The sequence below is a fragment of the Pseudoroseomonas ludipueritiae genome, assembly GCF_014490445.1.
In the GTDB taxonomy this organism is placed as follows: Bacteria; Pseudomonadota; Alphaproteobacteria; order Acetobacterales; family Acetobacteraceae; genus Pseudoroseomonas; species Pseudoroseomonas ludipueritiae.
The window spans coordinates 1-12,555 of sequence record NZ_JACTUZ010000129.1; the positions used below are offsets into that span (position 1 = coordinate 1).

The window sequence follows — 12,555 nt, forward strand, 5'->3', positions numbered from 1 at the left end:
GCTGGCGGCGGGGCGGGGGCGCAGGGGCGGCGGCGGGGGCAAGGGCAGGGAAGGCGGCGCCGCCGGGTTCAGCCGCAGCGAAAGGCGGAACAGCACATCCGTCCCATACGTGGCGAAGACGCCGGCATCCAGCCAGTCATTGGACCATTGCAGGCCGAAGTTGAAACGTGACTCCGCCCGCCCGCGCTGCCCATCCCGCGCCGGATAGCCGCCGCGCTCGTCCCGCAGCGCGTCGCCGGACCATTCGGCCTTGGCGCGCAGCCCCTCCAGCCGCCCCCAAGGAGTGTCGAGCCCCGGCACGCTCCATTCGATGCCGGCAAAGGGCGCCACATCCTCGCCCCGGAAGAAGCCGCTCTGCACCCGCCCGCCGCGCCCGACGCTGCGCGGGCGGTGGTTGAAGGCATCGGCCACCTGCCCCAGCGGGTTGTTCCACTCGCCCCCGGTGCCAAGGCGCCCCCAGCCCAGCCCCGCCGAAAGATCCAGCCCCCACCAGCGCTTGGAGGCCACCACATATTCGCCGCTGTAGAGCCCGGTGCCGATGAAGTCCTGCAATCCCACCGCGACGGCCGGGGTCCAGTCCCCCTCCCGCAGCAGGCGCAGCTTCAGGTCGAAGGCGCGGTCGGTGGTCATGCCCTCGCCCGCCGTGGCGTTCAGGCGCTCGGTCAGGCGGAAGGTGGTTTCCAGGAAGGGCAGGGCCTGGAAATTGATGAACCAGAAGCGCCGCTGGTGCCGCAGGCTGGCCCCGGCCTCCAGCGTGCCGTCCTCGCGGAAGCGGGCATTGCGGGTCTCGATCACGCCCATGCCGCCGAAGTCACCGCCGGTTGCCGGCACCTCCTCCGCGCCCCCAGGGCGGGCCAGCAGCAGCAAGGCCGCCAGCGTCAGGCAAAGCGATCTGCGCATGGCGTCGGGCAGTGCATCCGAATTCACGAACGCGTGATTACTACCGCAGCGTGTGCCCGAAAGCGATTCCCAACTGCACCGGCGAGGCATGGACAATGGCCAGGCTCGCCCTTTGAATGCCAGGCCATGACCTTCTCCCTGCTCGGACATTGCGCCCGCACCGGCCAATTCGGTGCCGCCTGCACCACCTCCTCCATCGGCATCGGCGCCCGCGTGCCCTTCCTGGCCGCCGGCACCGGCGGCGTGCTGACCCAGCACCGCACCGATCCTCGCCTGGGCCCGCGCGGGCTGGACCTGCTGCGCAGCGGCTGCACCGCGCAGGAAACGGTGGCGGCCCTGGTGGCCAGCACGCCGGACCACGGCTGGCGGCAGATGGCGGCGATCGATTCCGCCGGGCGCACCGCGCATTTCCACGGCGCCCGCATGAAGCCCGCCCATGCCGAGGCGCATGGCACCGGCTGCGTCGCCATCGGCAACATCATGGCCAATGCGGAAGTGCCCCAGGCCATGGTGGCCGCCTTCCTGGCCGAGCCCGAGGCACCCCTGGCCAGCCGCCTGCTGGCCGCGCTGCAGGCCGGCGAGGATGCCGGCGGCGAAGGCCGCCCGCTGGTCTCGGCCGCGCTGGTGGTGGTGGAAAAGGAAAGCTTCCCCTTCGTGGACCTGCGCGTGGACCGCGATGCGACGCCGATCGCCACCCTGGCGGGGCTGTGGCGGGATTACGCGCCGCTGGCCGAGGAATACGTGCTGCGGGCGGTGGCGCCGGATAGCGCCATCGGCGGGTAGCGGGGCCAAAGAGGGCTCCGCCCTCTCTGGACGCTCCCGCCGGGGTGGAAAGTCCACCCCGGATCCCGCTGTCAGTTTGAGATTGGGCCTGGAGGGCACGGCGTGACGCAAGCCGTCAGCACCGAGAATCCAAAAGGCCGCGCGGGCTGAGGCCGCAGTCGCCGGAGGTCCATGACCTCCGGCGGAACTACCGTGCCACAGGCTGAAAAACTGATGGCGGGGCCTGGGGTGACACTGTCACCCCAGCGGGGAGGTCTGGAGGGGCGGCGCCCCTCCAGCGTGCCGCCGCTACTCGCCTTCGATGATCGCGCGGATGCGCGTCGCCAGGGCATCCAGCGCGAAGGGCTTGGTCATCACCTGCATGCCCGGTTCCAGCCTGCCGTTGCCCAGGGCCGCCGTTTCCGCGAAGCCGGTGATGAAGAGCACCTTCAGTCCTGGCCGGCCGGCGCGGGCGGCATCGGCCAGTTGGCGGCCGTTCAGCCCGCCGGGCAGGCCGACATCGGTGACCAGCAGGTCCAGGCGGCCTTCCTCTTGCAGCAGTTCCAGCGCCGCCGCGCCATCCGCCGCTTCCAGGGCCGCGTAGCCGAGGTCCTGCAGCACCTCCACCACCAGCATGCGGATCACCGGCTCGTCGTCCACCACCAGCACCGTCTCGCCATGGCCTGGGCGGCGGCGGGGGGCGGAGGCGGGGGTGTCGGTGGCTTCGTCTTCCTCGCCGGTGCCGGGGTAGCGGGGCAGGTAGAGCCGCACGGTGGTGCCCTGGCCTTCCCGCGACTCGATCCGCACCTGCCCGCCGGATTGCTTGGCGAAGCCGTAGATCATGGACAGCCCCAGCCCCGTGCCCTCGCCGATCGGCTTGGTGGTGAAGAAAGGGTCGAAGGCGCGGGCGGCGACCTCGGCCGACATGCCGATGCCGGTATCGGCCACGGCCAGCGTCACGTAATGGCCCGGCTGCATGTCGAGCTGCGCCGCCAGCGCCGGGGAGATCTCGGCATTGGCCGTCTGCATCACCAGCGTGCCGCCCTCGGGCATGGCGTCGCGGGCATTGATGGCCAGGTTCAGCAGCGCGTTTTCAAGCTGGCTGGCGTCGCAGAGGATGGTGCCGGCATCGGCCGCCAGCGCCACTTCCAGCGTGATATTGGGCCCCACCGTGCGGGCCACCAGCTCCTCCAGCCCCTGCACCAGGCGGTTGGGGGAAAGGCGGCGCGGGTCCAGCGTCTGGCGGCGGGAGAAGGCGAGCAGCCGGTGCGTCAGCGCCGCTGCCCTGCCGGCGGAGGACATGGCGGCGGCGACATAGCGCTCCATCCCCGCCATCTGGCCGCGCGTCAGCAGGCCCTGCACCAGGTCCAGGCTGCCCATGATGCCGGTCAGCAGGTTGTTGAAGTCATGCGCGATGCCGCCGGTGAGCTGGCCCACGGCTTCCATCTTCTGGCTCTGCCGCAGCGCCGCCTCGGCGGCCTCGCGCTGGGCGCTCTCGGCGCGGAGCTGGGCATTGGCGACGGAAAGTTCGCGCAGGTGGCCCTTCTGCACCGTCAGGTCCGCCAGCACGCCGCAGAGCATCGGGCTCTCGCCTTCCAGCGGCAGCAGGCCGAGCGAGATATAGACCGGCACTTCCCGCCCGCCGGGACCATGGAGCCCGATCTCGCCGCGGCCGCCATCGGTCAGCAGGCGGGCAAAGGCGGGCTGGTCCTCCTCCCGCAGGAAGGGCTGCAGGGGGCGGCCCACCACGCGCTCCTGCGCGGTGCCCAGCATCTCCGCCAGGCGGCGGTTGCAGTAGAGCACGGTGCCATCCGGGGCCAGGGTGACGGCGGCCTCCTGCATCTGCTCGATCAGCACGCGGTAGGGCCGGTCGGCGGATTCCAGCGTATAGACACGGTGCTGCTGCGCGCCGCTGACCACCAGGGCATCGATGGCGCCGCTCCGGATGGCGTCCAGCGTGTCCTCGCTTTCCTGCAGCCGCGCTTCCAGCTCCCGCGCGCGGCGGCGCCAGAAGGTGGCTTCGTCAGCCGACATCGTCGTCCTCGCCGCTGCCCAGGGTGATCATGCGCAGCACCCGCTGCTCGTCCGACAGGTCGCCCACCAGCCGGCGCACCGGGGCGGGGAAAAGGCGCACCAGGGTGGGCGCGGCCACCACGCCGTCGCGCTCCGCCAGCTCTGGCTGCTGGTAGATATCCACCACTTCCAGGTCGACCGCCTCGCCCAGCGCGTGGTGGAAGAGCTGGTGCAGCTCCTGCACCGTGCGGAGCGAGCGGGTGCTGCTGCCGGCCACGAAGAGCCGCAGGCGGTAGCCGGCGGCCATGGCGGGCGGCGGCTGAGGGGCGGGCACCGGAGCGGCCTCGTCCTTCACGGCGTCTCCTGCGGCCGGATGTCCAGGCCCACCAGAACCTTCTCGGTATTGGAAAGATCGCCGATGATGCGCTTGAGCGGCGAGGGCAGCCGGCGCACCAGCGTGGGAATGGCCAGGATCTGGTCCCCCGCCGCCAGCCGCGGGTTCTGCATCAGGTCGATCACCTCGATCTCGTAGCGCCCGGCGAGATGCTGTTCGCAGACCTTCTTGAGATTGGCCATGGCGGCCAGCGACTTGGGCGTCTGCCCCGCGACATAAAGGCGCAGCCGGTAGAAGCCGGCGTCATCCTCCTCGGGCGTGGTCAGCGGGCCGGAGGAGCTGCTGTCGGGCGTGGCGGGGTTCATTCGGCGGCGTTCCGGTGGCGGTGCATGGCGTTTCGGTCTCGCTCCAGCGCGGCCTCGCGCTCGGCATCCTCCGAGTGCAACAGGAAGATCTCTTCTTCCTCCGCCTCCAGGGCGGCACGCAACTCGGTGATCTGGCGCTCCGTCGCCTCCCGCCGCCGCGCCAGGTCGCGCTGGCGGCGCTCGGCCTCCTGCCGCCGCCGCAGCCGCGCCGCCTGCTCCCGCGCCGCCTGGGTCAGGCGGGCGGAGCCGGTCAGCACGCCCTCGGGGCCGACATAAGGCTCGATCAGCCCGATGCCGCTGGCGCTCATGACATATTCCCGCACCTGGTTGGAATGGCTCATGCCGCGAGACTTGATGACATAGAGGGTGCGGTTCATCTCGCCATTGGCTTCCTCGTTGAACAGCCGCACCCAGCTGTCCATCAGGGAGGACATGCCGAGATCCTGCTGGGAGGAAACATAGCTCTGGTGCAGCAGGCTGGTCAGCAGCGCGGTGATGCCGCGCCCCTTCAGCAGGTCCACCATCCGCAGCAGCACCGACTGCACCTCCGCTTCCGGCCCGTTGAAGGCCGAGATCGGGTCGATCACCACCACGGCGGGCTTGAAGAGGTCGAGGTCGCGGTGCATCCGCGCCAGGTGCATCTCCAGCCCGTAGAGGCTGGGCCGCGCCGCCTCGAAGCGCAGCAGCCCGCTCTCGACATGCCGCGCGAGGTCGAGGCCGACGGAGCGGGCATTGCGGATGATCTGCGCCGAGCTTTCCTCGAAAACAAAGAAGAGGCAGCGCTCGCCGCGGGCGCAGGCGGCATCGACGAAGGCGGCGCCGAAGGTGGTCTTGCCGGTGCCCGCCGTGCCGGTGAAGAGGATGGAGGTGCCGCGGTAGAAGCCGCCCGCCCCCAGCATGGCATCCAGCCCCGGCACGCCGGAGGAGATGACCTCGGTGGTGACGTCATGCGTCAGCGAGGTGCCGGTGATCGGCAGCACGCTGATGCCCTGGCTGTCGATCAGGAAGGGGTATTCGTTGGTGCCATGGGCGGAGCCACGGTACTTCACCACCCGCAGCCGGCGGGTGGTGATCTGGTCGTGCACGCGGTTGTCCAGCAGCACCACGCAGTCGGAGACGTATTCCTCCAGCCCCTGGCGGGTGAACTGCCCTTCGCCGCGCTCGCCGGTGATGATGCAGGTGAGGCCGCGCTCCTTGATCCAGCCAAAGAGCCGGCGCAGCTCGGAGCGCAGCACGGCCTCGTTGTCGAGGGAGGAGAAGAGCGTCTCGATGGTGTCCAGCACCACGCGCTTGGCGCCGATCGAATCCACGGCCCAGCCGAGGCGGAGGAAGAGCCCCTCCAGGTCGTATTCGCCGTTTTCCTCGATCTCGGAGCGGTCGACCTGCACATGGTCGATGGCGATGCGCCCATCGGCCACCAGCTGGTCCAGGTCGTAGCCGAGCGAGGCGACGTTGGCCACCAGGTCCTCGGCGCGTTCCTCGAAGCTCATGAAGACGCCGGGCTCGTCGTAGAGCGTGGCGCCATTCACCAGGAAGGTGGAGGCGAACATGGTCTTGCCGCTGCCGGCGGAGCCGCAGACCAGCGTGGGCCGGCCGGCGGGCAGGCCGCCCAGGGTGATGTCATCGAAACCGGTGATCCCGGTGGGCGCCTTCGGCAAGGAAGGGCGGGCAATGGCCTCAGCGGGCATCAGGCGGTCCATATCTCCAGTGGTTTGTCGCATGAACCGCGCGGCGGGAGGTTGCGCCGCGCTGCTCGCCGCGCCGGGAGAGGGGCAGAAGGCCGCGTCGGAGGCCAGCCTGGACATGCGCCCCCGGCTGCTTGTTGTCCATGGATACAGCCCGGCCTATGCGGGCCCCGACTCTATGGCGCCCATAAGGTCAAAGCAATACGGCGCCGCTGCCGCCCGCAGCCCGCCGCGTGTAAGATCGTGAAAGGAGGGTCCGGCGCCCGCCGTGCCGCACCCGCCGGCCCTGCCGCGCGGCAGGCGTGCCGCCGCCTTGTCACCCCGCCGGGGCCAGCGCAGCATGGCCGCCATGACCACCGATCACCTCGCGCCGGCCGCCATCCACAGGATGGTGGCGGTGTTCGGCCTTTGCGGCTTCGCGGCCTCGCTGGCCACCCGGGCGCTGGACCCGCTGATGGCGGAACTGGCCCACGATTTCTCCGCCCCGCATGGGGAGGTGGCGCTGCTGGCGACGGCCTTCGCGCTGCCCTACGCGCTGGTGCAGCCGGTGCTGGGCCCGGTGGGGGATGCTCTGGGCAAGCGCCGCATCGTCACGCTCTGCGCCGCGCTGCTGGCGCTGACACTGGTTCTTTGCGCCCTGGCGCCGGGCCTTTCCTGGCTCTTCGCCGCGCGCATCGCCTCCGGCCTCGCGGCCGGCGGCATCTTTCCCCTGACCCTCGCGCTCTTCGGGGACAGCGTGCCCCTGGCGCAGCGGCAGGTGGCCATCAGCCGCGTGCTCGGCTGCTCCATCCTCGGCCAGCTTTGCGGCGGCATCCTGTCCGGCCTGGTGGCGGAGCATATCGGCTGGCGCGGCGTCATGGGCATCTGCGCCGGCGTGGTCGTCCTCGCCTTCCTGGTGCTGCTGGCGGAGGCCCGCGGCAGGCCGCGCGCGCCCATAGGCCCACGCCCCCAGCTCGGCGCCTCCCTGCGCCGCTACGGCGGCATCCTGCGCACCCCGGCGGCCCGCCCGCTCTTTATCGGGGTCTTCCTGGAAGGCATGGCGGTCTTCGGCGCCTTTCCCTTCCTGTCCGCGCTGCTGGCGCAAGGCAATCTGTCCGGCACGGCCCAGGCCGGCCTGGCGGTGGGCTCCTTCGGGTTGGGCGGCTTCGGCTACACGCTGCTGGCGCCGCTGCTGCTGCGCCACCTGGGGCAGGGGCGGATGATGCAGGTGGCCGGCGCCTCGGCCGCCCTGGGCCTTTGCGGCATCGCCGCCGCCCCGCTGGGCGCCGCCTGGCCACTGCTGGGCGCCTTCCTGCTCGGCCTGGGCTACTTCATGCTCCACAACAGCATCCAGGTGCGGGTGACGGAAGTGGCGCCGCAGGCACGCGGCTCGGCGGTGGCGCTGCATGCCTTCTGCTTTTTCCTCGGCCAGTCCCTGGGGCCGGCGGTCTATGGCAGCGGGATCAACGGCTTAGGCCCCGCCACCACCATGGCCCTGGGCGCGGCGGGCATCCTGGCCGTTGGCGCCTGGCTCGGCGCCCTGCGCCCGCCAGCCGGAACACAGCGTGAATCGCCAGAGCGGAAGACAGCCTGAATCAACCATTTGTTCCGAGTCGCGGCTAATATCTGGCAGAGGGAAACAGGCGTTCCGCAGCCGCAAGATCTCGTGGGTCGGCGCGGAATCAACCACAAGGGGAATCGGGATTCGTTCTCGCTGCGCCGTCCGAGTCGCGGCAGGGCGGAGCGGGGCCAGAAGGGGCGCTGCCCCTTCCGGACCTTCCCCGCTGGGGTGACAGTGTCACCCCAGGCCCCGCCATCTGCTTTCCGCTTGTGGCACGGTGGCTCCGCCGGAGGTCCATGACCTCCGGCGACTTCAGCCCGCGTGGCCCTTTGGACTTAAACGTGGGCGGCAGGCGCCGCGCCATGCCCTTCAGCCCCGCTCCAGAAACCGGCAGCGGGGTCCGGGGTGGACTTTCCACCCCGGCGGGGGTTCCAAGGGGGCAGCGCCCCCTTGGCCGCGCTCAGTGCTCGGGGAACATCTTCCCCGGGTTCAGGATGCCCTTCGGGTCCAGCGTCGCCTTCAGCGACAGCATGACATCCAGCACCTCCCGCCCGTGTTCCTGCGCCAGGAACTCGCGCTTGCCCAGGCCCACGCCATGCTCGCCGGAGCAGGTGCCGCCCAGCGCCAGGCCGCGCGCCACGATCTTGCGGTCCAGTTCCCAGGCGCGCTCCAGCCCCTGGGTGTCGCCCTCGGGGAAGAGGATGACGCAATGGAAGTTGCCGTCGCCGACATGGCCGACGATGCAGGTGTTCTGCCCCATCGCCACCGCGTCTTCCTTGGCGCCGACAATGGCTTCGGCCAGCTTCGAGATCGGCACGCAGACATCGGTGGTGATGCCGCGGCAGCCGGGGTAGAGCGCATTGGCCGCCCACCAGGCATCGTGCCGCGCCTTCCAGAGCTTGTTGCGCGCCTCGGCGTCATGCGCCCAGGCGAAGCCCTTGCCACCCATGTCGGCGGCGATGGCCTCCACCGCCTCCGCCTGTTCCTTCACCCCGGCGGGGGAGCCGTGGAATTCCAGGAAGAGCGTGGGCAGCGGCTGGAAGTCCAGCTTGGAATAGGCGATCGAGGCACGCATCTGGTCGGCATCCGCCAGCTCGATCCGGGCCACGGGGATGCCGGCCTGCATCACCATGATGGTGGTCTCGACGGCGGCGGCGAGGCTGTCGAACTGGCAGACGGCGGCACTGGTCGCTTCCGGGATGCCGTGCAGGCGCAGGCGGATCTTGGTGACCACGCCGAGCGTGCCCTCGCTGCCCACAAACAGCCGCGTCAGGTCATAGCCGTTGGCGGCCTTGCGGGTGCGGCCGCCGGTCTGGATGACGCGGCCGTCCGCCAGCACCACTTCCAGGCCCAGCGTCGCTTCCTTCATGGTGCCGTAGCGCACGGCATTGGTGCCGCTGGCACGCGTGGCCACCATGCCGCCCAGCGAGCAATGCGCGCCGGGATCGACCGGGAAGAACAGGCCCTGGTCGCGCAGGTAGTCGTTGAGCTGGTGGCGGGAAACGCCGGGCTCCACCAGCACGTCCATGTCTTCCGCATTCACCTCCAGGATGGCGTTCATGCGGGAGAGGTCGAGGCTGATGCCCTTACGCACGGGCACCACATGCCCTTCCAGGCTGGTACCGGCGCCGAAGGGCACCACGGGCACGCCATGCGTGTTGCACAGCCTCATGACGCGGGAGACTTCCTCCGTGCTTTCCACGAAGGCCACGGCATCTGGCAGCACGGGCGGGTTGGCGTCCTCGCCCTTGGCATGCTGCTCGCGGATGGAGGCATTGGTGGAAAGCCGCTCGCCCAGGAAGTCGCGCAGGGCGGCGATCACGGTCTCGACGGGGCTGGTCTCGATATTCATGGGGCTTCTTCCTCCCGCGAGAGTGGGCAGGTGAGACAATGCGGGCCGCCGCCACCGAGCGTGAACAGCGACAGTTCGGGGTCGAGCACCACCAGGCCCTCGGCCCGCAGGGCGGCGTTCAGCGCCGTGCTGCCGCGCGCCGATACCACGCGGCCTTCGCCCAGCGCCAGGATGTTGCAGCCGAGATTCATGACATCGCGGTAGGACACGGGGATGCAGCGGATGCCATGGTCCTTGAGCCAGGCGATGAAGCCAGGGTCCAGCACATCCACGCAGGCCACCGCCAGCCCTGGCGCCGCCATGCAGAAGAGCACGTCGAGATGCAGGAAATGTTCGTCGAAGGGCTCGACGCGCACTTCCCAGCCCTCGGCGCGCAGCCAGCCGGCCAGTTGCTCGGCCCCCGCCTCATCGGTGCGGCCGCCGGAATGGCCGATGGCGGCGAGGCCGGGGCGGATGATGTGGATGTCGCCGCCCTCCAGCGTGCCGGCGGAGGACTTCCGCCAGAAGGCGCTGTTATGCGCGGCATGGAAGTCGATCAGCCCGGCATACTCGCCGCGCCGCTGCGGCCGCTCCAGCTGGCAGAGTACGGGGCCCCGATGCGTCACCACCACGCTGTCCCGCGTATAGACCATATAGGGCAGGTGCGGCTCCGGCCGCAGGCGGTGCACCCGCACGCCGGCCTGCTCCATCGCCGCCACCAGCTCGGCATGCTGCGCCACCAGATGGTGCTGCGCCGGCGCCTGGCGGCTTTCGGCCAGGGTGCGGCGGGCGATCGTGTTGGTGGGCAGCCAGCGGTAATGCTCCGGCGGGCAGACCAGCACTTCGCGGAGAGGCGCGGTTTCCGAGGCAAGGGTCCAGCGCGGGGCGGATGGGTTCGGCATGCACGGCAGGCTAGGCCCGCGCGGCACCGCCCGCCAGGGGTGGCCGCGTTGACGCTGCGCGACGGACGGGCCTAGCCTTCCGCGCTGCGTGTCGCAGCGGAGGAACGTAGAAGAATGCCCAACCCGATGAAGGATGCCTGGCGCGCCGGCCGCGCGGTGGTGAATGGCTGGATTTCCATTCCCTCCGCCTTCGGGGCCGAGCTGATGGCCAAGGCCGGCTTCGATGCCCTGACCGTGGACATGCAGCATGGCATCCAGGATTACGCCTCGGCCGTGGCCTGCATGCAGGCCATCGCGGCGCATCCGGTGGTGCCGGTGGTGCGCGTGCCCTGGAACGAGCCGGGGATCATCGGCAAGGTGCTCGATGCCGGCGCCATGGGCGTGATCTGCCCCATGGTGAACAGCGCCGCCGAGGCCCGCGCCCTGGTCGATGCCTGCCGCTATCCGCCGCTGGGCCAGCGTTCCTTCGGCCCGATCCGCGCCGCCATCTACGGCCAGGCCGGCAGCTACTTCGCCACGGCCAATGAGGACGTGGCCGTGATCGCCATGATCGAGACCAGGCAGGCGCTGGAGAATCTCGAATCCATCCTGGACGTGCCGGGCATCGACGGCGTCTATATCGGCCCGGGCGACCTGGGGCTTTCCATGGGCCTGCAGCCGATGCTGGACCGCAAGGAGCCGGAAGTGCTGGCCGCCTATGACCGCGTGCTGGAACAGGCAGGCAAGCGCGGCATCGTCGCCGGCATCCACAACGCCACGCCGGAATATGCCCTGACCATGGTGCAGCGCGGCTTCCGCTTCGTCACCGTCTACAACGACGCGGCGACGGTCGCGACCGGCGCGATCCGCGACGTGGCGGTGATGCGCAAGGGCTGAACGGCTCGCAGCCAGCCGGCCTCCGGTTCCGGAGGCCGGTTGCCGCCCCTAGGCCAGCGGCAGCCGCTGGCGCGCCAGGGTGGCGAAGAAGCGCACGCCATGCGGAATGGCATCGTCGTTGAAATCGTAACGCGGGTTGTGCAGCGGCGCCGAAGCCTCGCCATTGCCGAGGGAGGCGAAGCAGCCCGGCGCGGCTTCCAGGAAGCGCGCGAAATCCTCGGAAGCCGAGATGGGCTCAGCATCCCCGCGAACCCATTCCGCGCCCAGCGCCGCCCGCGCCGCTTCCAAGGCCGCCAGGGTGGGCGCCTCGTCATTCACCAGCGGCACGAATTCGCGCGTATAGGTCACCTCCGCCTCCAGCCCATGCGCCATGGCGGTGCCGGCGGCGATGCGGCGCAGTTCCGCCTCGATCTCGGCGCTGACCTCCGGGCGGAAGGAGCGGGCATCGCCCATGATGCGCGCCAGGCCGGGCAGCGCGTTGCGCGTGCCATCCGTCAGCAGCTCGGTCACGGAGACCACCGCCGCCTCCGCCGGGCTGATGCGGCGGGAGACGATGGTCTGCAGGTTCACCACCAGCGCGCAGGCGCCCACCAGCGCCTCCCGCCCCGCCTGCGGCCGCGCCGCATGGCCGCCGATGCCGCGCAGCAGGATCTCGAAATTATCCTCCGCCGCCATGGCGGGCCCAACCCGCGCCGCCACATGGCCCAGCGGCAGGCCGGGCATGTTGTGAAGCCCGTAGATCTCATCGAAGGGAAAGCGTCTGGCCAGGCCATCGGCCAGCATGGCCAGCGCGCCTTTGCCCCATTCCTCGGCGGGCTGAAAAACGAAATGGACGGTGCCGTCGAAGCCGCCATCCGCCGCCAGCAGCGCGGCGGCGCCCAGCAGCATGGTGGTATGCCCGTCATGCCCGCAGGCATGCATCAGCCCGGCATGGGCGGAACGCCAGGGATGCTCCCCCTGCTCGGCGATGCGCAGCGCGTCCATGTCGGCCCGCAGCGCGATGGCGCGGGTGCCATGGCCCCGCCGCAGCGTTCCCACCACCCCGGTGCCGCCAATGCCTTCCGCCACATCCAGCCCGAAGCCGCGCAGCCGCGCTGCCACCAGCCCGGCGGTGCGGTGCTCCTCGAAGCCGAATTCGGGGTGGCGGTGGAAATCCCGCCGCCAGTCCCGCAGTTCCGCCCAGAAGGATGGCTCGGCTTCGAGGCTCATGATGCCACCGCCGCCTCGCTGACGATCAGCAGCACGCGGCTTTCCGGCGGCAGCGGCGGCGCGGCCAGCAGCGCCGCCAGCCCGGTGGCGCCGGAAGGCGTGGTGGCCGGCCCGCCGCAATCCCGCAGCACCGCCGGC

Annotated in this window: 11 protein-coding genes; 3 read left to right on the forward strand and 8 right to left on the reverse strand. The window is 70.6% G+C overall.

What is annotated here, in order from left to right; translation table 11 throughout:
* Positions 1-900 (reverse strand): YjbH domain-containing protein (locus IBL25_RS20010; RefSeq protein ID WP_187780277.1); only part of this gene is annotated, 900 nt, incomplete at its 3' end.
* 126 nt (positions 901-1,026) lie between these two features.
* Here IBL25_RS20010 and IBL25_RS20015 point away from each other — a divergent pair.
* Positions 1,027-1,683, forward strand: a complete 657-nt coding sequence (locus tag IBL25_RS20015; protein ID WP_187780278.1) for a DUF1028 domain-containing protein — start codon at positions 1,027-1,029, stop codon at positions 1,681-1,683.
* 288 nt (positions 1,684-1,971) lie between these two features.
* Here the strand turns inward: IBL25_RS20015 and IBL25_RS20020 are convergent, their stop codons facing one another.
* The 4 genes from IBL25_RS20020 to kaiC are packed head-to-tail and all read right to left on the reverse strand — an operon-like array spanning position 1,972 to position 6,062.
* Entirely contained in the window at positions 1,972-3,696 is a 1,725-nt protein-coding gene (locus tag IBL25_RS20020; protein WP_187780279.1) for an ATP-binding protein, read from the reverse strand.
* Positions 3,686-4,030: a circadian clock KaiB family protein gene (locus IBL25_RS20025; protein WP_202986833.1), complete on the reverse strand. Its 345-nt coding sequence runs from the start codon at positions 4,028-4,030 to the stop codon at positions 3,686-3,688. The genes IBL25_RS20020 and IBL25_RS20025 overlap by 11 nt, the downstream gene beginning before the upstream one ends.
* A complete protein-coding gene (locus IBL25_RS20030) occupies positions 4,027-4,374 on the reverse strand; it encodes a circadian clock KaiB family protein (RefSeq protein WP_187780280.1) in 348 nt (115 codons plus the stop codon). Before IBL25_RS20030 ends, IBL25_RS20025 begins: the two co-directional genes overlap by 4 nt.
* Positions 4,371-6,062, reverse strand: a complete 1,692-nt coding sequence (kaiC, locus tag IBL25_RS20035; protein WP_187780281.1) for a circadian clock protein KaiC — start codon at positions 6,060-6,062, stop codon at positions 4,371-4,373. Before kaiC ends, IBL25_RS20030 begins: the two co-directional genes overlap by 4 nt.
* Positions 6,063-6,408: 346 nt before the next feature.
* Here kaiC and IBL25_RS20040 point away from each other — a divergent pair, with 346 nt between their 5' ends.
* Positions 6,409-7,632: an MFS transporter gene (locus IBL25_RS20040; RefSeq protein ID WP_187780282.1), complete on the forward strand. Its 1,224-nt coding sequence runs from the start codon at positions 6,409-6,411 to the stop codon at positions 7,630-7,632.
* Between the two features lie 427 nt (positions 7,633-8,059).
* Here IBL25_RS20040 and IBL25_RS20045 read toward each other — a convergent pair whose 3' ends face one another.
* Both IBL25_RS20045 and IBL25_RS20050 read right to left on the reverse strand, forming a co-directional pair.
* Entirely contained in the window at positions 8,060-9,451 is a 1,392-nt protein-coding gene (locus IBL25_RS20045; protein ID WP_187780283.1) for an FAD-binding oxidoreductase, read from the reverse strand.
* Complete coding sequence (locus IBL25_RS20050) at positions 9,448-10,332, reverse strand: dimethylarginine dimethylaminohydrolase family protein (RefSeq protein ID WP_187780284.1); 885 nt, start codon at positions 10,330-10,332, stop codon at positions 9,448-9,450. Before IBL25_RS20050 ends, IBL25_RS20045 begins: the two co-directional genes overlap by 4 nt.
* 114 nt (positions 10,333-10,446) lie before the next feature.
* On the opposite strand from IBL25_RS20050, the gene IBL25_RS20055 reads away from it, so the two are divergent.
* Complete coding sequence (locus IBL25_RS20055) at positions 10,447-11,208, forward strand: HpcH/HpaI aldolase family protein (RefSeq protein ID WP_187780285.1); 762 nt, start codon at positions 10,447-10,449, stop codon at positions 11,206-11,208.
* Between the two features lie 48 nt (positions 11,209-11,256).
* Here the strand turns inward: IBL25_RS20055 and IBL25_RS20060 are convergent, their stop codons facing one another.
* The gene (locus IBL25_RS20060; RefSeq protein ID WP_187780286.1) at positions 11,257-12,417 is read right to left on the reverse strand and encodes an amidohydrolase; all 1,161 of its coding nucleotides are present in this window, start codon (positions 12,415-12,417) and stop codon (positions 11,257-11,259) included.
* Between the last annotated feature and the right edge of the window lie 138 nt (positions 12,418-12,555).

What these genes read in the sequence shown, in the direction of transcription:
- IBL25_RS20015 (WP_187780278.1), top strand. Translation starts at nt 1,027, where the DNA reads ATGACCTTCTCCCTGCTCGGACATTGCGCCCGCACCGGCCAATTCGGT.
- IBL25_RS20020 (WP_187780279.1), bottom strand. Translation starts at nt 3,696, where the DNA reads ATGTCGGCTGACGAAGCCACCTTCTGGCGCCGCCGCGCGCGGGAGCTG.
- IBL25_RS20030 (WP_187780280.1), bottom strand. Translation starts at nt 4,374, where the DNA reads ATGAACCCCGCCACGCCCGACAGCAGCTCCTCCGGCCCGCTGACCACG.
- kaiC (WP_187780281.1), bottom strand. Translation starts at nt 6,062, where the DNA reads ATGCCCGCTGAGGCCATTGCCCGCCCTTCCTTGCCGAAGGCGCCCACC.
- IBL25_RS20040 (WP_187780282.1), top strand. Translation starts at nt 6,409, where the DNA reads ATGACCACCGATCACCTCGCGCCGGCCGCCATCCACAGGATGGTGGCG.
- IBL25_RS20045 (WP_187780283.1), bottom strand. Translation starts at nt 9,451, where the DNA reads ATGAATATCGAGACCAGCCCCGTCGAGACCGTGATCGCCGCCCTGCGC.
- IBL25_RS20050 (WP_187780284.1), bottom strand. Translation starts at nt 10,332, where the DNA reads ATGCCGAACCCATCCGCCCCGCGCTGGACCCTTGCCTCGGAAACCGCG.
- IBL25_RS20055 (WP_187780285.1), top strand. Translation starts at nt 10,447, where the DNA reads ATGCCCAACCCGATGAAGGATGCCTGGCGCGCCGGCCGCGCGGTGGTG.
- IBL25_RS20060 (WP_187780286.1), bottom strand. Translation starts at nt 12,417, where the DNA reads ATGAGCCTCGAAGCCGAGCCATCCTTCTGGGCGGAACTGCGGGACTGG.